Here is a 19,905-nt window from a genome sequence, read left to right as displayed (position 1 = left end):
TCTCCATCTAAACTATGTAATCCCATTAGGACTTCTTCTCAAGCTTTGAAAGAAATTCCTCCACTTCATCGCTTGTTGGCATTCCGCTTTGAGCACCTAGTCTCGTCACAGCTAACGCTCCAACAGCTGTTGCAAACAAACAGGCATCTCTTACGCTTTTCCCTTCAGAAATAGCTACTGCAAGAGCCCCATTAAAAGCATCTCCTGCTCCTGTTGTATCCACTACGTCCACTGCATGACTTTTTATGTTGATTTCCTGCGTATTCTCCCAAAATGAAACTCCATGTTTACCTTTTGTAACTATAAGATTGTCAGTTAAATCAACACCTTCCATAGAGCTTAACACGTCTGCTTCATGTTCATTCGGTGTGACATATGCTACTTTCTCTAACATTTGTGCTGATAATAACTGAATAGGAGCTGGATTTAAGATAACTGGCACTCCATGAGTTGCTGCTAAACTGATAGCATATTCGACCGTTTCAATCGGTATTTCTAGTTGCAATAAGAGGATATCACTTTCTGCAATAACGTTTTCAAAATGATCTAACACACTTGGAGTCAAATCTTCATTCGCGCCCGGAACAACAATAATGCTATTATCATTGTCACTTAGAGTTATCTGAGCAATACCTGTCTGTTTCGTTGTGTTTCTTTTTACTTCTAAAAGCGTAACCTTTTCTTTTTTTAAGTGAGTCCTCAACTCATGACCAAATGCGTCATTGCCGACACATCCAATTAAATTTACATTTGAACCTAATCTTGCCGCAGCAACAGCTTGATTAGCCCCTTTCCCTCCAGGCACGTTAGAAAAAGACTGTCCAAGAACGGTTTCCCCAACTTTTGGACGGACGCTTGTAGTTGTAACTAGATCCATATTTACACTGCCAATAACGGTTATTTTTGGCTTTTGCATTATCCCACCCCAATTTCTTGAATTTAAGCTTATGTATGCTACTCATTATCCTCCACTCACTACAAAATGCAAAGAGCTTTCACGAAAAGGTTCATATTATATTGTGATCTTTATTGAGATGAAAGCGATCTTCCTATACACTATGAATGATTAAACACAGTAAGAAGTGAATGCTTTAGCAATTTCAAAAGCTAGCCCGCCAAGGGAAAAGAAATGTTGAGTTAAACAGAAGTCTATTTGCCTTTACTGATATGCGCTCACGAAAGACAAAAACAAAAAGAGACGGCCTATATCGAACGAAACACAAGAATCATCCTTTCAAAAATAGAAAAGATGATTCTTGTGATTCTATTACAAGCTAGAATCTTCCTTTTGAAATAGACGTTTAGTAAATTCTTCAAATGAATGAGCAAGAAAATGCTCTTGCCAAGTTCCATTTCCTGACTCATGCTCCGTAATATAAACGACTGCCGGTTCTTTTACGTTATAACGATAATCAAGTGCAAGCCATGTATGCAAATCTCCAGTTAATAAAACTAGATTATCTGGTAACCCACACTCCTCAACAAAAACAGTGGATAAGCCTACACCACTCTGTACGTCAAGTTCATGAAAATAAGGAATAATCGCGGCATCACCATCAGCAAATAACACGTAACGATACGTAAGCTCTCCACCATTTTGCTCTTTCATTAATGCTACATAATCTTTAGGCAATTGGAAGCCAAGATGCGTTTCAACGTCTAACAGTGTCTCATCTGTCACTTTTTCACCAGGCTTATATTCAGATGGTGATTTCCAAAAATGGCCTTGTTTATAAAATCGTAAACTCATAAATGTTCCCCCATGTTTTCAATATGGTTTCAATTGTATACAATTCATTATTACATGCAGCAAACACATAAGTCGACCACAAACCGCTACAAAAAAGGATCAATTCCCACTTTCATCATTCACCTTTTTGTTCAAAATGTGATTGATTCCAACTGTTCGGTCAACATCTAAGACAAATGCAATTCCATTACCTGGTTTATTCAATTTTGCTTCTTCCAAAATAGCTTGTAATACTGTGTTCGTCTGTTTGCGGTCAATTAATGTAAGAACAATTTCTTTCTCTGGTTCAATCTGAATGTTTAGAAACTTCGCCTGCTCGTGGATTCCTGTTCCTCGCCCACTAATGATGGTCCCACCTTCTGCTCCAGCCCTTTTAGACGCATCAACTACTTTGCTTGAATCCCCTTTATTAACAATCGAAACGATTAAATCATACTCCATTTCTTGTTTTGGCATAGAGATTATATCCTCCTTTTGTGCAACACTTGGTTCTTCCGTTGGCAAATGACAAATTCCTAAAACCATTTTAAGGTCAATTACGAGTCCTAGACCTTTTCCTGGCTCTTCAATTCGCACCTCATTTTGAATGGCTTCTACAACTTGAGTTATCAAATGGTTTTGAACAAGTGATAAGACAATTTCTTTTTCATATTCAACGGGTATGCCTAGAAATCGTTTATTTTCATGAATACCTACACCCTTGCCTAATAAAACGGTACCTCCTTCTGCTCCAGCTTTCTTTGTCGCTTTTACGACGTTTTTTGCTCTCCCTTTTTTAACAATCGTCATGACTAATTTATGATTCGGATTTACTAACATTTTCTTTTTTCCCACCTTTTTTCTCATACATTACCCCTAAGATCAATACAGATAAAATAGGAGTTAACGCAACAAGAGCAATCATGCCAAACCCATCCATAAGTGGGTCTCTTCCCTCCGTAACAGAGGCAACTCCGACTGCAATCGCTAAAATGAATGTTACGGTCATAGGTCCCGTTGCTACGCCCCCTGAATCAAACGCAATCGAGGTAAATCGATTGGATGATAGAAACGTCATGAAAATAACGATCATATACCCCGGAATAATGAAGTACCATAAAGGAAAACCAATAAGAATTCGAAGCATTGATAAAGCAATCGAAATGCCAACACCGATCGACAATGTATAAAGCATGACTTTTTCTGAAATGTATCCGCCAGACACTTTTTCTACTTGTTCATTTAAAATCCGTACAGCTGGTTCTGCAAATGTGGCAACAAACCCTAACACAAACCCGATTGGTATCAGGAGCCAGTTTGATGACATTTTGCCTAAATTCTCACCCATTATTTCTCCTGCTGGAAAAAAACCAACATGAACCCCTTGTAAAAATAAGGTTAATCCACAAAATGACAAGATCATCCCTTTAGCAATGTTCAACAATTTTTCTTTTTCTAATTTCAAGAACATAAATTGAAAGACGAGAAAGAAGATGAGGAGAGGCAAGAGCGCCATGGCAACTTCTAACAGAACCTCTCCAAACCCTTGAAATATAATAATGTTCATCCATATATCACTCCAAGCATTAATACAGCTAAAATCGGTCCAATGGAGGCAAGAGCCACAAGACCAAAACTATCACTTGAAGATGACTTTCCTCGTAGTACCGCGGCAACCCCGACCCCTAGAGCTAAAATAAAAGGAACGGTCATCGGACCTGTAGTCACTCCACCAGCATCAAATGATATTGGAATATATGAATTAGGCGTAAAAGCAGCAAGTAAGAATACGAATCCATAGCCTCCTACTAATAACCATTTCATTTGAATATTAAAAATGATACGAGCCATGGCAAGAGCGACAAAAATCGCAACTCCTAAAGCAACCGAATAAATAAGCACCATTTGTGATATTTCCCCATCCGATACATCCTCTATTTGACTAGACAACACTCTTACATCAGGCTCAGCTACAGTCACAACAAACCCAAGCAGGAAACCAACAAGGATAATTAGCGATACTTTTTTTGTCTTTGGTAATGCTGATCCTATCATTTCTCCAACTGGCAGCAAACCAAGATGCACTCCTAATAAAAATAAAATTAACCCAGAAGAAACCATTACAACCCCAACTAAAAATTGAAGAAATACTTCCATCGGTAACCAGAGCAACGTAAACTGCAAAATGATAATAACAATGGTAATGGGCAGTACCGCAAGGATAACTTCTTTTACAGTATCTTTTATATCTTGCATGTTTACCTCCTCCGAATCTATAAAAACCCCTTTCTTTTAAATTACTATTCCTTTTTGAAAATAGAAGTAAACATTTCCTTTTAGTAATTCCAAGACACAAAAAAAGACACCTAGAGAAAAACTCCAAGCGTTTAATCTTAGGAAGCTTTATGAATTTGATGTCTAGAGACTCTCTCTAACTCTTCAAGTACATCATGAATAGATAGAATGACAAATAGGAGCACGGTTTCTGATGTAAAATGATGATGATATTTCTTTTCTAAAGGTTGCTGACCATTATGTGTTTCCCAAAACCTTTTATCTAGCTCGTTAATGTTCTGTAAGTGCTTATTTGAAATCTTACTCCCAGCTGCTTTTAACCCCTCTTCGGTTGAGTCAATCGATTCCAATAATAATTCTAAATTATGATAACTTTCATTGTTACTATGGACAGAAATAATATGCCCTAAATAATAATGAATCTGCTGGAGTTGTTCCAATCTCTTTTTTTCAAACATAAATGCTCTTAGTTCAGCAGTCGAATGACGATGATATTTCCACTCTTCACGTTGATAATGACACAATTGAAATGTTTTCGCCAATTCACCAGTAATCCTTTGATATTCTTTTTGACATTGCTTCGAAATCGATTTCCTCTCCAAAATAATCTCATTTGATCGTTTCTTGAAAAGAGTGCCTGTATCCAAAAACAATTGAAAATTTCTCTTTTTAATCGTTTCTGAAAATCTAGCTGGTAATAGAAAAAGATTAACAAGAGTGGAAATGACAAGTCCAATTGTTGTCGTTCCAACCCTTTCGACAAAAGTTAAAAAATAATGATCATAAGTAACTGAAATCATTGCCACTGCCGTAATAGTAGCAATAAGAGCTCCAGCTTCTAATTTACATCTAATACAGATGAAAATCGTCAGTAACGTAGCAAGAGTATATGTTAGTGGAACCTGACCAAACCAATAAGTAAAAGCCATCGCCAGACCTGCACCTATTAACGCAGCCGGAAAACGTACCATCCCTTTTCGGATAGAATCTGATGCCGTTGGTTCAATTGTTACGATGGCAATAATAACAGCAAACACAACTGGTAGTCCCAATACAGAACAGGTCGTAGCAGTTAGAAAAACAGCGACACCTGTCTTCATTAATCTCGCTCCAAAAATTTTTCCTTTTCTTCTGTTGTTCCTCATCCCAATCCCTTCCCTAAAGAGTATTTCCCTATACTTAGAATTAACTAATTAGGTAAGTGATTCTAACCCCCTTGAGTCAGAAGCTTAGTTTCCTTCACTCGTTAAATATGCGAGTAATTGTTCTTGTTGCGATTCGGTACCAAATGCATGAGTAACATCCCAAATTTTATCTACTTCTTGTCCATTCATGTTCGCATCTAAATCATGAAAAATACGATGTAAATAGCGAAGTGACATAGAATCTCCTGTCGTTGCCACAGTTAAAAATTCAAGGGCATTCTCCATATCTATCAAAACGTCAGATTCAGCAAATCCACTTTTCTGCAACCAATCGATATCGTCCTTTAACTGCTGCCATTCTTGGTCTTTCTCTAATGCAAGCAGATCCAACTCCTCTGCATTTCCCCATCCGGCTAACTCGTTTAAATATTCATGCTGCTCTGCAATAATTGATTTCACCTGAGTTTCAGCTCCTACTTGGTAAGCAACTTGTTTATTCATCCCTTCCACACTCATTACCGATGAACCGTTTTCTTTTTCTATTAATTCAGTAGTATAATTATCTTTTGGTTTTTCAAGGTTGTTTGTTGCATTAATTTCTTCCGTCTCCAACACTTCTGTTGATAGAGTTGCCTCTTCAATCGTATCCTCGTGAAAAGGTACAAAGTAAACACTTATTGCTAAAACGATAACTCCTACGATTGCTATTCCTACCTTATTCATAGCTGATCATCTCCCCTTAACATATCAGTCTATGAAAAGCCTACTATAATATGAACCAAGCTTTCAAGCACATGACAAAACAAGAAGAAAATCGCTTTTCTTTGCCAAATTCCTTGTTGCCATTTCGATCTATTTTGATAATATTTCAACTTATATACAAATAAAGGCGACTTATCTAAGTCACCTTTATTGGATAACTATTCAATTGAAATAGACAAATTCAACTTCAATAGCAGCTTCTACAGTAAGTTGCCCTTCTTGTATCGGCGTGCTCCCTACTTGAGCTGAAAGAACTTTTGGATATGGTTGTTGAGCGTTTGTAAAATTTAGTTCTTTTACTTGTATAGGGGTCGGATTGAGGGTAACACCAAGATTATTGCTAATGACCTGTGCTTTTTCTCGTGCATTTTCTAGTGCATTTGTTAAGGCAGAAAGATACATACTTGATGGGTCTCTCATCGTAAAGGTAATAGACGCAATCGAATTAGCCCCATTTTCAACAGCTGAGTCAATAATCGTACCTGTCAATTCAACTTGGTCAACCGTAACTTGCAGTAAATGAGCAACTCTATAACCACGAAATACTTGCTCTCCTTCAATAAAGTCATACTGAGGGTCAATCCGATAAACAGTCGTTTGAATATTATTTTCTTGAATGCCCAACTCGACAATTCCTTGAATAATAGCAGTAATCGCTGCTGCATTTTCCTGCTGCGCGGTAACAACACTTTTGTCTTCTGTAATAACCCCTAACGTAATAAGTACACGATCAGGCGTTGTTGTTATAGAACCTTCTCCTACTACTTTCAAATTCTGTTTTTGATTTCTCATTAATGTTTGCCCTTGACGGCTCTGGTTGTATTTAGGCTCTTGCCAATACATAAGTGGGCCCACCTCTCTAAAAGAAACATTTTCTATATGTTTATTTAGATATCCTTTCTTCCATTCATATAAATGTTTAACTTTCGATTGCACCGGGAACATCCATTTTGAAAGGAGCGATATTAATGTATCTAAAGTCAAGTAATCTTCAAACATTTTCTTTGCTCTTGAATGACGGTAAACTGGGATCCATTGACGACTTTTATTTTGAAGCAAGTAATTTAACGATCCTATATTTTTCAATAGACACAAGTAAATCGCTCTTTAGCAAAAACGTATTACTTAGTTCCAAAGCATTTACTCAGGTTAATATTCCTGAACAAACAATTGAAGTTAATACAACAAAAGAACAACTCAAAAACAGCCCAAAATCAAACACTTATTCTCCAATTTCTATTGCAAACGAAGAAAAACAAAATAATTACTCTAGTCGGAATACAAATTTGACCGATCAAATGTCTCCTCCTATGATAGGAGGAGACATTAGCGGAAGTCCAATGAATGGTATTAGTAGACCAACAGATGTAACCCAGCACTATGTGCATCCTGATCTGCCAAAACACGTATTACGAACGAGTAATGAGCTAAAAGGGTGTACTGTGTATGCTAAAAACAATGAGGTAGGTAAGATAATCGATTTAGTTATTGACCATAAGTCTTGGGAGATTCGTTTTTTTGAAATTGAGATTGGAGGGTTTCTCTCCAAACAAGTCGTTCCTCTCTCCACTAATTGGATATCTGAGATTAATTGGACCGATGGAATCGTTACAATGAATAGAGATAAACAAGAGGTTGAAGGTGCACATCTATTTGAAGGCGATTTTCGTTCTCATGTAGAAGCAGGCCAACCACAACATAAGGATGAAGCTATTGAAAAAGACAAAAAGAACAACTAAGCTATTGAGGACATCTCAACAGCTTAGTTGTTTAATCGAATTATTTCTTTCAAAGTCCTATGTATAAACCACTCAGAGCAAGGATTCTGCACCATCAATAAAAATCTGAGTTCCAGTAATATGACTTGATGAATCTGATGATAAAAAACAAACTAAATCAGCAACTTGCTCTGGTTTGCCTGCTTTATGTTCCAATGGTTGTGAACCATCAGGGTATTTGATGGGGATTTGTATCTTTTTTAACTCTTCTTTATCCGGAAAGGTATTCTCACCAATATTTGTATCTATTGCTCCTGGGCAAATGATATTGACCCGAATACGGTATCTTGCTAATTCTAATGCTGCCATTTTCCCAAAGGCAACTTGTCCAGCTTTCGAAGTACTATACGCTGCCATCCCAAAATTTTTGAACGTTCTCGTTCCGTTGATAGAGCTTGTAATAATTATACTCCCGCCCTTATCTTTCATATGCGGGATAGCGTGCTTAACCGATAGAAAGGTGCTCCGTAAATTTGTCCCAAGTGTTTGATCCCAGTCATCTGTAGTTAAATCTTCAATCGGTTCAACTTTACCGTTGATTCCTGCATTAGCAAAAACGATATCAATCCTTCCCCATTGCTTGATCACTTGCAGATAACTTTCTTCCATTCTATTCGTGTCTGAAACATCTGTATCTGTTACGATTGCTTCACCTCCAAACTCACTAATCTCTTTTTTTACTTTATCAGCGTTTTCTTCTTTCAAATCAACAAGTGCTATTTTGGCTCCTTTTTTGGCAAGAGCGATCGCACTTGCTTTGCCTATCCCTGACGAACCTCCTGTCACAATTGCTACTTTCCCATATAAAGGTTGTTTTTCTACCATTGTCTTATTCTCCTTAGTAATATAATCACTATCATTCTGCCCGCCAAATAAAGGGATATTCCCACTTATAGCATCACATCTAAAAAAGAACCAAGATGTAGATATATCTTGATTCTTAGAAGAGCGATATTGATTTTTACCTTATTGAAAAAGTTCATCGTCACAAACTGTGGATTCACCACTGACTAGTGGCTTCATTAAATCGCCGACTAATGCTGAAGGTCTACCTACTGCTAAACCGTTCGCTTCCTTTTGTTATTTATTCCAAAATCCTGTACCGGTCTAATGCAATTTCCTCGGCAATTTTAAATCTCCCCAATTGATTAGGGCCATTCGTTTGTTCTTTTGAATTGTTCCGCACTCTACCAACCACATCAACATTATTTACATACACTAATTGCAGGTGAATGAAATACGAAGTCACCCTTGGTGCCTGCCTATATTTCATTTCACTAGACGAGCATCACAATTATTTTTCCCCCTTTCCCCTTTCTAGAGAGAGCGTCAGTATTTATAGGCGCTCTTTTTATCTATTGGGTTCAACAAACGAATGGTTGTTGTTACTTTTATGTTTCTCAAATATTTTCACGAGTGAGTTCGCTATAATTTGAATCCCATCCTGTAGTGCTACCAAATCAAAACTCATTCTCGGATGGTGTAAGCCTGGTGTTAAATTAGCCCCTAACCCAATCATTGTTGCTTTTAGATTTGGTCGGTATTCAGTGTAATAATGAAAATCCTCGCCTCCAGGTGTTTGCATTGGTGGCAACGTCCCTTCACTTCCTAACACTTCTTCAATCGCTTCATGAACTACTGCCTCCATCCACTTGTCAGGTTTTGCTGCAACCATTGACACTGGTTTTTCAAATTCAACTGATGCACCATTAAAGCCTATGGCTGACAAAACAGCTTGGCGTACTTTTTCTGCAAGCAATTCCATAGAATCATTTGTTTGCGCACGTAAATCAATTCCAAACACCGCTTCATCGGGTATAATATTCATACTTTTCCCACCCGTTTGAACCATAGTTACTTTCGCCGAACTTGAAATTGTAGGATCCATTTTCACAGCATTAACAGCTTGAATCATAGCAGCAATCGAATCTAACACATTTATCCCAAGATGTGGTCTAGCTGCATGAGCTTGAACTCCTTTTACTTTACCTTGTAATATCATAGTCGCTCCGTGATAAATTGCAGGTGACGCTTGCTTTAATGTAAGCTCTTGAACCGGCCTAACATGTATACCTAGCAAATAATTCACATCGTCAATTACACCTTTTTCAATAAAAGCCCTTGCTCCTTTGCCTGTTTCCTCCGCTGGTTGAAAAATAATCTTTAATGTTCCATTTGGTATATATCCTAATTCTTTTAACATGAAAATTGCATAGAGTACCATCGTTGCATGGGCATCATGCCCACATGAATGGTTTGCTTTCCATGTTCCATTAACATTTTGCCATAAGGCGTCTAAGTCTGCTCTGATACCCACAACGGGACCAACTTCATTTCCTCGCCACGTAGCTACAACACCAGTATGATCAGGAAATATCGTATATGGGATGTCCATTTTATTTAACTCGTCACATATGAACTTCGTCGTTTTTATTTCTTGAAAGCTTACTTCAGCGATAGAGTGAAGGTAATGAAATGTCTCTTCTATTTGTATTTGATGTTTTTTTATCCATTCAAAATAATTCATGGTTCTCACCCCTTTTGCTCTTTTTTTTATCCTTGTGATAACTATCCTACTCTCTATACTAACAAACGAGGTTTCTTGTCCATTTCTACTTTAACAAGACTCATTCTTTTTCCACCAATTTCACATCTCAGCTTTATTTATATTTCCCTACGTCAATCACACAGACTCGCTTTTATTAAGACTGTCTATCCCTAATATAGTATATTCTTAGTGCCCTTCAAATTCTATTACTGAGCAAGATGTATTCAAATTTCTTCATAAAAAGGGCTTTTTTCTCTACTTCACAATAAAACATTCCCATTGCGTCAATTCTACTTTTATTTTGTACTTAGTACTCGCTAATACAATCACTTATTCTTCACCGATAAGAACATAGTAACTATAAAATAGATAGCTAGTTAACTTCCTGTAATTACGTTTAAATCATTTCACTACTGTAAAAAACGTAATGAATTCTATACACTAGTAGTAGTAAGTTTACTAATGTACTAAAGGAGGATACATTCATGATAAAAGGACTAGGACATATAGCTTTAACAGTGCAAGATATGGAGAAATCATTACATTTCTACTGTACTGTTTTAGGTTTTGAAAGGGCTTTCGACATTAGGGATGACGAAGATAAACCTTGGATTGAATATATTAAAGTCGCACCTGGGCAATTTATCGAGCTATTTTACGGTGGCCTAAATAGTCCTCAGAAAGTAGAACATCCTATTGGCTTTAACCATTTATGTCTTGAAGTTCACAATATTCATGAGATAGCCAACCATCTAAACGCACAAGGACTTACGTTAGATATCGAACCAAAGAGAGGAAAAGATCATAATTATCAATGTTGGATAAGAGATCCTGATGGAAATAGAATTGAGTTTATGCAACTTGAACCTTCTTCCCCACATTTAAATTGCTGATAGAAAAAGGAGTTTTCACTTATGACGTACTTAGCAAGCCAAGAACGCTACAACAATATGAAATTTAATCGATGCGGAAATTCAGGCCTCCTACTCCCAGCTCTTTCACTCGGCTTATGGCATAATTTCGGAGGAGTGGATCCATTTGAAAACGGGCGTGCCATGCTTCGCAGAGCATTCGATTTAGGAATCACCCACTTTGACCTTGCAAACAATTATGGACCACCACCAGGTTCAGCTGAAGAAATGTTCGGCTCTCTGTTAAAGACAGACTTTTCCCCTTACCGTGATGAACTAGTTATCTCGACCAAAGCTGGCTACCACATGTGGGACGGTCCATATGGTGAATGGGGTTCAAAAAAATACTTAGTTTCTAGTCTTGACCAAAGTTTGAAAAGAATGGGTTTAGAGTATGTTGATATTTTCTATTCTCATCGTCCTGATCCCAATACACCTCTAGAAGAAACAATGGGAGCTCTTGACCAAATTGTGCGTCAAGGGAAAGCGTTATACGTAGGTATTTCAAGCTATAGTGCTGAACAAACAGCAGAAGCGATTAAGATTTTAGACGATTTAGGAACCCCATTGCTCATCCATCAACCAAGCTACTCAATGCTAAATCGCTGGATCGAAGAAGACGGGTTACAAAATGTATTGCAGGAAAATAGAGTTGGTTCAATTGCTTTCTGTCCACTTCAGCAAGGTTTGCTAACGAACAAATATGTTAACGGTGTCCCAACAGATTCGCGTGCAGCAAAATCAAATAGTTTCCTATCTAAAGACCAAGTAACAGAAGATGTGATTACAAAAGTTCAACAGTTAGGAAGCATTGCAAGAGAGCGTGGCCAAAGTCTTGCTCAACTGGCTTTAGCATGGGTACTGCGCGAAGGTAGAATTACATCTGCCTTAATTGGAGCAAGTAGAGTTAGTCAGATAGAGGAAAATGTGAAAGCTTTAGATAATCTTGATTTCACTACTCAAGAACTAGACAAAATTGAAGAAATTCTCAAGGGGTAATTATAAATTATAAAATTAGATTAGGAGTGTTAGATGATGAAGAAGATTGTTGTAACAGGAGGAAGCGGTTTACTTGGTCGTTGGGTGGTAAAAGAGTTTGTTGATCAAGGATACGAAGTTATTAATTGTGATATCAAGAAACCAGAAGAACCATTTTGTAGAACCGTCATTACTGATTTGAAAAATTTAGGTGAAGTTTACGGAGCGTTAGAAGGCGCATATGCAGTAGTTCACTTAGCTGCTATTCCACAGGCTTACACACATTCAAATGAAGTTACATTTGAAAACAATGTGATGAGTACATATAATATTTTAGAAGCTTCTGCTGGTCTTGGTATTAAAAAGGTCGTACTTGCTTCAAGTGAATCGTCTTACGGTATTTGTTTTGCGAAACATCCACTTGAGCCACAATACGTGCCTATGGATGAAGAACACCCACAATTGCCGCAGGATAGCTACGGATTATCAAAAATTGTTAATGAGCAAACAGCTGAAATGATGAACCGAAGAACTGGAATGCAAGTAGTATCATTCAGATTAGGCAATGTGATTTCACCAGAAATGTATGAACGGTTCCCATCTTTTATCAATGACCCTACCCAAAGAGATCGCATACTTTGGAGTTATATTGATACTAGAGATGCTGCAACAGCATGTGTAAAAGCAATTGAAGTAGAAGGATTAGGTGCCGTTGCCCTTAATCTTGCTGCAAATGAAACGAGTATGAATGTTAAAAGTCGTGATTTGATGGCAAAACGTTATCCAAATGTAGAAATTAGAGGCTCTCTTGAAGGATATGAAACGCTGTTAAATAGTGAAAAAGCAAAACAATTACTCGCATGGAATCCCGTTCATGTCTGGCGTGAATATGTAAACTTGTAAAATAATAAATAAGGATAGGTAAAACAAGAGAGCACGCCCCTGTTTTACCTATCCTTTTTCTACTTAAACTTCTTTACTATAATTTACAAGTAATGCAAATTCTACCGCCTGTATTTGTCGAAGAGTTTCAGCTTCTCTTGTTGACTCTAATCCATTCGTAACTACCTCTTCGACAAGATCAATATAACGACTAGGATCCCATTTTCCCCATGACTTCACTTCTTCTGACATAACACTTGCTTTTTCATACAAAGAAGGATAAATTGCGTGATTGCCCACGTTTCTAAACCAATACTTCGCATTACTAAAATCTCCTTCACGTCGATGCATAATCCCATGCCAGTAACTTCCTAGCTCATTAGAAATACCTTGTGAGATCGTATGAGATAAATCTAACTCATCATTCCATAACAAGAGTCCTGATTTAACAGCTTCCATTGCAATCTGTGATGGATTTTCTTTCCCAGTTAATTGTTGAGCATTCAATTCTTCAATTTCTTTCGTGATCTCTTCGTCCCAAGCTTCCTTTGGACAAAGTGGTGGCAAAGGATTTCTTTCTTCAAGAGTCCGAGTGAGCAAAGATATGGTTGACATGATATCTACTCCTTTTTCATTCAGTATTGTAACTTTATTCTTCCTGTTAAACTAGTAATAGAAATGTAAGCCCATACATGTAAAACTATAACATAGATTCGAACATTCATACCATTTGTATCGATTTCTATTCATAAAATGACCAACAAAGTTATTAAAACCGAGATTTACTTCACATATTGAAAGGCTACTAATCAAACAGGCTAACCTAAATCTGGTTAACCTGTTACGACCGTTTATTTTTAAGCTAAAATGGAATTGATTTTCTCTTTTATTTCATCTGATAGAACTACATCAATTGCCTTTACATTTTCCTCTACTTGGCTTGGTTTACTCGCTCCAATCAATGCACTTGCAACATTAGGTTGCCTCAAAATCCACGCTAAAGCAAGCTCTGGTAAGGTAATGTCCATCTCTTTGGCGACACTTTCTAACTTTTCAACTTTTAGTAAAACGTCCTCATTTAACATTCCTTTGATATGGGTATTAATTGAATCATTTGCAGCCCGACTCTTGTCTGGCACTTGACCTAGTTTATATTTACCCGTTAACACTCCTTGAGCTAACGGAGAAAATACGACTTGTCCAATCCCGTATTTTTCACTTACTGGGATTACTTCTTTTTCAATATAACGATTAAACATATTATAGATCGGTTGATTCACGACGATTCGATCTAATAAGTATTTATCAGCAACACCGACCGCTTCTTCTATTTGAGCAGCAGTCCACTCACTCACACCTGCATATAATATTTTCCCTTGGCGGATTAAATCATCAATCACTCGTAACGTTTCAAAAACAGGAGTTTCTGGATCATAGCGATGACAGTAAAAAATATCAACGTAATCTAAATTCATTCTGTTCAAGCTTGCGTGTACCTGCTCTATGACATGTTTTCTTGATAAACCGCGATCATTGGGTCCTTCCCCCATTGGCCAAAATGCTTTTGTTGTTATCACATATGACTCGCGAGGATATTCCTTAAGCGCTTGGGCCATCACTCGTTCGCCTTGCCCCTGTTCATAAACATTTGCCGAGTCGAAGAAGTTAATTCCTAACTCATATGCCTTATGTATCGTCTTCTCTGCAACATTATCTTCAACAGACTTCCCGTAAGTTAACCAACTACCTAAACTTATTTCACTCACTTTCAATCCTGTTCTACCAAGGTTCCGATATTTCATTATCCATCCTCCTAACATAATTTAGGTGTTTCCTAGTTAAATTGTACTTTATACCATTTATAAGTAAAAGTAGTAAATTTATTTAAACATTATAACTATTTATATATTTACTATAAATATTATAGTATAATAAAAGGTATAAAAGATTAACTGAATTGGTGGTGAATTAAATGGAAGAAACAATGCTAGATAAAGAACTAGATCCTGAGATTGTCGTTGAATGCTCGATTGAAAAAGCCTTAAATATTATTGGTTCCAAGTGGTCTTTTCTAATTCTAAGAGAATTATTTTGTGGAACGAAACGATTTGGTGAATTGCAAAAAGCGGTAAATGGAATTAGTCCGAAAGCTTTGACCGATTCTTTGCGTCATATGGAGAAAAATGAAATTCTTATAAGGACTGTTTATCCAACAGTTCCTGTTAAAGTGGAATATTCATTAACTGAAAAAGGAGAAGACCTCCACACTATTATTAAGCAAATGAAAGTATGGGGTTCAAAATGGACATAAGCAATAGGTAGTAAGGAACACTTTTTATGAGTGTCCCTTTTTGATTCCTTACAACTGAGCATTTACTTTTTCTAGACTCTTACTTGCTAAACGATACTGGTAATAAAGGGTTAACGCACATAGTATTGCACCTATAATTGTTATTATTGTTCCCAATTGATAAGTAGCAGGAGCTCCATATCTCCCCATATACCAACCTCCTCCGCCACTCCCAATCAATCCACCGATCCCGACAATTACTGCAATAAAAATCGTTTGTCCAGTTGCAGCAATTTCACTAGGGACAATTCTAGTTACAAAAAACAATGCTGCAACAATAAATAGTGGAAACGTAATACCATTCATTAATTGTAAGTAAATTAATACTATGGAATGATCAAAGAAACCATACAAGAACCAGCGAATGCAATAAAAAATAGCAGCTACCAATACTAATGTCAATTCTTTATATTTTTTTAAAAGCTTCCCCATTACGATAAACATTGGAGCAGATGCAAACGTAGCAATCATCCATGCTAACCCTACGTGAGATTCACTGGCACCTAAGTCTGATAAATAAACAGTCAATAAACTATCATTCATTCGGTGCGTCGTAAAAAGGATTAAACTTAGTAATAAAAACCACAAGTATTCTTTATTTTTCAAAAGCTTCAATACCGAATATAGTGAAATAGGAGTTGCTGACTTTTGTCTGCCATCACGCAAAAAGAAACTTACTATAATAGCAGCAACAAGAATGAGCGCATACATAACCCCTAAATACTCTATTCCAAATACGCCAATCAACACACCTAATATGACAGCAGCAGAACCTACTCCTACGTCCCCCCATAAGCGTATCGAACCATAATTTTTATTGTTTTTTTGAGAAAACGTTATTGTTATATTTTCCATTAATGGACCAGTTGAGCTTTTAAAAAAATTTAAAACAATAAATAAAATGAGTAGAGACACGAAAGATTTAGCAGTAAAATAAAAAAAACTGATGAATAAAGAGATAATCATAACACTTATTAACACTTTTTTTGTTGATTGCAATTTATCACTAACATAACCAAAAAACGGCTGACCAATAACAGCAATTACTGCTCCCATCGCTAATTGAAAACCGACTTGCTCTGTACTTAACCCTAGCTCTTTTAAATAGAGTGGCATTAACGCTCCCATTACGGAAAAAGTTGCAAACAAAAGAAAGAAAACTAAAGATAGTCGTACCATAACATTTCTCCTCTTATTGATTCTAAATGAATCTATCAAAATAAAAACCTATTAGAAGAACTAATAGGTAAATGGAAAACTTGATTTTCTTTTGTTTTAATTAAAATACTGATTAGAATGCTTTTTTGTTTAAAAGCAACTTGTTTAAACGCTTTCATTATTGTTCTATTTTACGTTTTTAAAGTCGGCAAGTCAATAAGTTAAAATACTTATACTGGAAGATAGGCTTTTGTATTTTCCAGCATTTTGTTGAATAGTTCTTTCGCTTGATGAGGCGGAAGGTTTACCAATGGGTCATTGGCAAAAGCCCTGAATGCCATTTCATTATCCTGCTGTAGTGCCGCCTGAAGTGTCGTTTCTTGATTTAATACATGGCGCATTACCAGGTTGTTAATTTCTGGAGGCAATTCCCCAGCTAGAACTGGTTTAATACTGTCCCGGCCAAAGATAGCATTCGTTTCCACAACTGAATTAGTTGGTATATTCCCCATTTGACCATGGTTTGGCATATTAACATTTGTAACCAATTCCTCCAAACCAAGTAATGCTTTAATCATATCAATTCCTTCTTCACCAGTTGGGTTGATTTCAAATGACTCCTTGCCATTAACCAACCGGTCGCTTTGTGCAGCTAATTTTTGTTGGTTCTGAATACGCCAAGAAACGTCGGTTAAACTAAATTTCCAGTTCTGAATCGTTTGTAAGTCTTTCAAATACCAGTTATTCGGCATAAATTCCGCCAAATGGCGATCCCCAGCAGCTGCAATTAGCCCAAATTTACGAAACAAATCAAATTTGACTCGTTGCGCTGATGCAAAATGATTGTTCATCCAATGATTTTTTTCAGACCCTTCGAATCCTTCCTCATAGTTTCTATCAACAAATTCTCTGTATAGTGGGAATAGATCAATCCCTTGATAAGATGCTTGGTCTATCCAAGTAAAATGATTGATACCAAGAACATTTACTTTAATGTCGCGGCGATTTACATTTGAAATCCATTTCACTTCTTCTAACATTGAAGCAAGTAATTTTTGTGTTCCAAACACCTCATGACAACAGCCAATAGCCTTGATTTCCGGAAACACTTCATAAAGCGTTCGTGTACATAAAGTCATGGGATTCGTATAGTTAATAACCCAAGCATCAGGAGCAAAGTCTCGGATTTTTTCGGCAAAACCCGCGTAAATAGGAATGGTTCTAAGTGCTCGGATCATCCCACCAGGCCCAACTGTATCTCCTACTGGTTGAAAAATGCCATATTCTTCTGGCAAATGAACATCGGACTCCATTTCTGTAAACGTACCAGGAAGGATCGAAATAATAACAAAGTCTGAACCAATAAGAGCATCTTCAATCGTCTCAACTGCCTCGTAGTTCCACTTACCAGAAACATCTTCTCGCTTTGATAAGCGATTACCTATTTCAGCATTTTTTGATGCTGCTCGATAATCAATATCATATAATTTAACTGTACCAGATAGTTTGTTTTCTAATGCAAGGTCACTCATTAGTCCCCAAGCCCAACCACGTGACCCTCCACCAATATATGCAATTTGAATGTTATTTATTTCAGTTTTCGAATGATTCATTTTTTCCCCTCCATTATTGTAATTATTTTTCCAACTGTAAAATCATCTAACACAGTTTACTGCATTAACTCCATACGACGACTATTCTACGTTTGGAAAAGATTTAACTATTGATTACACTTTTTATTAATTAATTCAGTCGGAGTATACCCAGTATACTTTTTAAATGCTGTCGTAAAATAAGCTCGGTTTACATATCCAACTTTCTCTGATACTTCATAAATTAAAAAATGACCTTCCTGTATCATTTTTTTTGCTTTTTCCATACGAATTCTAGTTAAGTAGTTTTTAAAAGACTCTCCTACTACTTTCTTAAATATTTGTCCTAAGTAATTACGTGATATATACAACTCGTTTGCTATGTCTTGCAAGGTGATATTTTCATGCAATCGTTCTTGAACATAATCAATCATTTGCTCCACAAGTTGGTTATGTTTCAAGTTTTCATCCCATTGTTGGTGCTGACAAATTTGTTTTACTTTTTCTTTCAAAAAGTCCACAAGTTCTTCCCAAGAATGTTTATCGGATAGTTCCTTGTATAGGTCAAACTGCCGCGGAAACATGTCATGAATTCGAATACCAATATCGTATAAAGAATACGTCATAATCGTCCACATCTCGATCCCAATTCGAAGAGAAGTAGATTGATTAAAGGGGACATTTACATGACTCAAAAAATCATCAAGCACCTTACAAGCAGCCTGTTCATCAGCATACCTAATAGCTTCCGATAATTGTTGAATAGCCTCCATCGATTCTGACCAGAGTGCTTGTTGTTCCGGCGATACTAAACCAAATTCAGGATTATGCTCAATTGTCGTAGAATCCTTATTTGATGGGCTAGTAGACAGTTCATAAATTGCTTCACGCAGGGAGTTGCCTAGTTCATTCCACTGTTTTTTTATTCCGCCTACGTTTACCGAAACTTCAACGTCTAAACAAGTTCGTATGCTCTTTTCAATTGTTTGGCAAAGCTCCGTTAATTCTTTCATGATTTCTTGATAATGTTTTGATGTAAAATGAATACTTATAACTGCCTGGTGACTATGAAGCTCAATATAATGAAAATCTTTAAAATAGGCAGTTGCCGCCTCTTGGATTATATTTTTCGTGGCAAACCGAAATAGATACCAATCCGATTGATACAATTTTGAGCTCTCTAGATTTTCATTATAAGTAATAGACAAGATAACATGATTTTTATCTTCCCAATCATTTGTGACAGATTTTATCGTATCAGGTATACTAGATAAGCTGGCTGTTCCAGTTACAACTGATTTAATCCACTCCTTTTCAATTAGCGGTTCATACACTTTCACTTTTTCTCTAAGCTCTGCAAATCGCACCCTTTCCATTCGATCTTGTTCCAAATCACATATTAACTTTTCTAATACGACTTTGATAGTTTGAATGGACGCTGGTTTTGATAAATAATCGCTAATATTTAGTCTCATAGCTTTACGGGCATTCTCAAAATCACTATATCCACTTAAAATAATAACTCTTCCTTTATAACCTTCGTCCCTAAGCGCTTCAATCATTTCAAGTCCATTCATAACTGGCATATAAATATCAGTAATAATAATATCTGGATTTCTCTCTTTTACTACATCTAATCCAATCTGACCATTTTTCGCTTCTCCTACCCACGCACAGCCTAGCTCTTCCCAAGGAATAATTTTCTTCATCCCGCGAAGAACTCTTTCTTCATCATCAATAATGACAACACTCCACAACACTCTCACCTCATTAGTTT

20 protein-coding genes and 1 pseudogene are annotated in these 19,905 nt (G+C 36.7%); 6 read left to right on the top strand and 15 right to left on the bottom strand.

Annotated features, from left to right (window positions below; translation table 11 throughout):
• Positions 1 to 25: 25 nt before the first annotated feature.
• A complete protein-coding gene (rbsK, locus tag SLH51_RS10555) occupies positions 26 to 916 on the bottom strand; it encodes a ribokinase (RefSeq protein ID WP_335961227.1) in 891 nt (296 codons plus the stop codon).
• A 179-nt stretch (positions 917 to 1,095) separates the two neighbouring features.
• On the opposite strand from rbsK, the pseudogene SLH51_RS10550 reads away from it, so the two are divergent.
• A pseudogene (locus SLH51_RS10550) lies at positions 1,096 to 1,278 on the top strand (hypothetical protein); the annotation flags it as partial.
• Here SLH51_RS10550 and SLH51_RS10545 read toward each other — a convergent pair.
• From SLH51_RS10545 to SLH51_RS10515, 7 genes are all read right to left on the bottom strand, one after another.
• Positions 1,268 to 1,750 (bottom strand): SMI1/KNR4 family protein, encoded by a 483-nt coding sequence (locus tag SLH51_RS10545; RefSeq protein ID WP_335961226.1) that lies wholly within the window; start codon positions 1,748 to 1,750, stop codon positions 1,268 to 1,270. The pseudogene SLH51_RS10550 and the gene SLH51_RS10545 sit on opposite strands and share 11 nt — an antisense overlap.
• A gap of 99 nt (positions 1,751 to 1,849) precedes the next feature.
• Positions 1,850 to 2,596 (bottom strand): P-II family nitrogen regulator, encoded by a 747-nt coding sequence (locus SLH51_RS10540; RefSeq protein ID WP_335961225.1) that lies wholly within the window; start codon positions 2,594 to 2,596, stop codon positions 1,850 to 1,852.
• A complete protein-coding gene (locus tag SLH51_RS10535) occupies positions 2,547 to 3,296 on the bottom strand; it encodes a DUF1538 domain-containing protein (protein WP_335961224.1) in 750 nt (249 codons plus the stop codon). Before SLH51_RS10535 ends, SLH51_RS10540 begins: the two co-directional genes overlap by 50 nt.
• Positions 3,293 to 3,985, bottom strand: a complete 693-nt coding sequence (locus SLH51_RS10530) for a DUF1538 domain-containing protein (protein ID WP_335961223.1) — start codon at positions 3,983 to 3,985, stop codon at positions 3,293 to 3,295. The genes SLH51_RS10535 and SLH51_RS10530 overlap by 4 nt, the downstream gene beginning before the upstream one ends.
• Positions 3,986 to 4,122: 137 nt before the next feature.
• Positions 4,123 to 5,169: an FUSC family protein gene (locus tag SLH51_RS10525; RefSeq protein WP_335961222.1), complete on the bottom strand. Its 1,047-nt coding sequence runs from the start codon at positions 5,167 to 5,169 to the stop codon at positions 4,123 to 4,125.
• Positions 5,170 to 5,253: 84 nt separating this feature from the next.
• Complete coding sequence (locus tag SLH51_RS10520) at positions 5,254 to 5,892, bottom strand: hypothetical protein (RefSeq protein ID WP_335961221.1); 639 nt, start codon at positions 5,890 to 5,892, stop codon at positions 5,254 to 5,256.
• 201 nt (positions 5,893 to 6,093) lie between these two features.
• On the bottom strand, positions 6,094 to 6,774 hold the full coding sequence (locus SLH51_RS10515; RefSeq protein ID WP_335961220.1) for an SIMPL domain-containing protein: 681 nt from the start codon (positions 6,772 to 6,774) through the stop codon (positions 6,094 to 6,096).
• A gap of 125 nt (positions 6,775 to 6,899) precedes the next feature.
• Here SLH51_RS10515 and SLH51_RS10510 point away from each other — a divergent pair, with 125 nt between their 5' ends.
• A complete protein-coding gene (locus tag SLH51_RS10510) occupies positions 6,900 to 7,670 on the top strand; it encodes a PRC-barrel domain-containing protein (protein WP_335961219.1) in 771 nt (256 codons plus the stop codon).
• Between the two features lie 72 nt (positions 7,671 to 7,742).
• Here SLH51_RS10510 and SLH51_RS10505 read toward each other — a convergent pair whose 3' ends face one another.
• Entirely contained in the window at positions 7,743 to 8,534 is a 792-nt protein-coding gene (locus SLH51_RS10505) for an SDR family oxidoreductase (protein WP_335961218.1), read from the bottom strand.
• Positions 8,535 to 9,060: 526 nt separating this feature from the next.
• Positions 9,061 to 10,236 carry a M20 peptidase aminoacylase family protein gene (locus SLH51_RS10500; protein ID WP_335961217.1) on the bottom strand — a complete coding sequence of 392 codons (1,176 nt, stop codon included), beginning with the start codon at positions 10,234 to 10,236 and terminating at the stop codon, positions 9,061 to 9,063.
• 506 nt (positions 10,237 to 10,742) lie between these two features.
• Here SLH51_RS10500 and SLH51_RS10495 point away from each other — a divergent pair.
• Genes SLH51_RS10495 through SLH51_RS10485 form a run of 3 tightly spaced genes read left to right on the top strand, consistent with a single transcriptional unit; the run spans position 10,743 to position 13,049 of the window.
• Positions 10,743 to 11,150, top strand: a complete 408-nt coding sequence (locus SLH51_RS10495) for a VOC family protein (protein WP_335961216.1) — start codon at positions 10,743 to 10,745, stop codon at positions 11,148 to 11,150.
• 21 nt (positions 11,151 to 11,171) lie between these two features.
• Positions 11,172 to 12,167 (top strand): L-glyceraldehyde 3-phosphate reductase, encoded by a 996-nt coding sequence (gene mgrA / locus SLH51_RS10490; RefSeq protein ID WP_335961215.1) that lies wholly within the window; start codon positions 11,172 to 11,174, stop codon positions 12,165 to 12,167.
• Positions 12,168 to 12,203: 36 nt separating this feature from the next.
• Complete coding sequence (locus SLH51_RS10485; RefSeq protein ID WP_335961295.1) at positions 12,204 to 13,049, top strand: NAD-dependent epimerase/dehydratase family protein; 846 nt, start codon at positions 12,204 to 12,206, stop codon at positions 13,047 to 13,049.
• Between the two features lie 63 nt (positions 13,050 to 13,112).
• Here the strand turns inward: SLH51_RS10485 and SLH51_RS10480 are convergent, their stop codons facing one another.
• A complete protein-coding gene (locus tag SLH51_RS10480) occupies positions 13,113 to 13,643 on the bottom strand; it encodes a hypothetical protein (RefSeq protein ID WP_335961214.1) in 531 nt (176 codons plus the stop codon).
• 242 nt (positions 13,644 to 13,885) lie between these two features.
• Entirely contained in the window at positions 13,886 to 14,830 is a 945-nt protein-coding gene (locus SLH51_RS10475; RefSeq protein WP_335961213.1) for an aldo/keto reductase family protein, read from the bottom strand.
• A gap of 170 nt (positions 14,831 to 15,000) precedes the next feature.
• Between SLH51_RS10475 and SLH51_RS10470 the strand changes: the two genes are divergently transcribed.
• Positions 15,001 to 15,339 carry a winged helix-turn-helix transcriptional regulator gene (locus tag SLH51_RS10470; protein ID WP_335961212.1) on the top strand — a complete coding sequence of 113 codons (339 nt, stop codon included), beginning with the start codon at positions 15,001 to 15,003 and terminating at the stop codon, positions 15,337 to 15,339.
• Between the two features lie 48 nt (positions 15,340 to 15,387).
• On the opposite strand, the gene SLH51_RS10465 is transcribed toward SLH51_RS10470, so the two are convergent.
• The 3 genes from SLH51_RS10465 to SLH51_RS10455 form a co-directional block, all read right to left on the bottom strand.
• Positions 15,388 to 16,596, bottom strand: coding sequence for an MFS transporter (locus tag SLH51_RS10465; RefSeq protein ID WP_335961211.1), 1,209 nt, complete (start codon positions 16,594 to 16,596; stop codon positions 15,388 to 15,390).
• A gap of 170 nt (positions 16,597 to 16,766) precedes the next feature.
• A complete protein-coding gene (locus SLH51_RS10460; RefSeq protein WP_335961210.1) occupies positions 16,767 to 18,149 on the bottom strand; it encodes a family 4 glycosyl hydrolase in 1,383 nt (460 codons plus the stop codon).
• Between the two features lie 107 nt (positions 18,150 to 18,256).
• Positions 18,257 to 19,885: a response regulator transcription factor gene (locus tag SLH51_RS10455; RefSeq protein WP_335961209.1), complete on the bottom strand. Its 1,629-nt coding sequence runs from the start codon at positions 19,883 to 19,885 to the stop codon at positions 18,257 to 18,259.
• Positions 19,886 to 19,905: the final 20 nt, after the last annotated feature.

It is taken from the genome of Halalkalibacter kiskunsagensis, from assembly GCF_037027555.1.
Lineage (GTDB): Bacteria > Bacillota > Bacilli > Bacillales > Bacillaceae_D > Halalkalibacter > Halalkalibacter kiskunsagensis.
The sequence above is the reverse complement of the archived record's forward strand: the minus strand, read 5'-3'. Positions and strand labels throughout refer to the sequence as shown.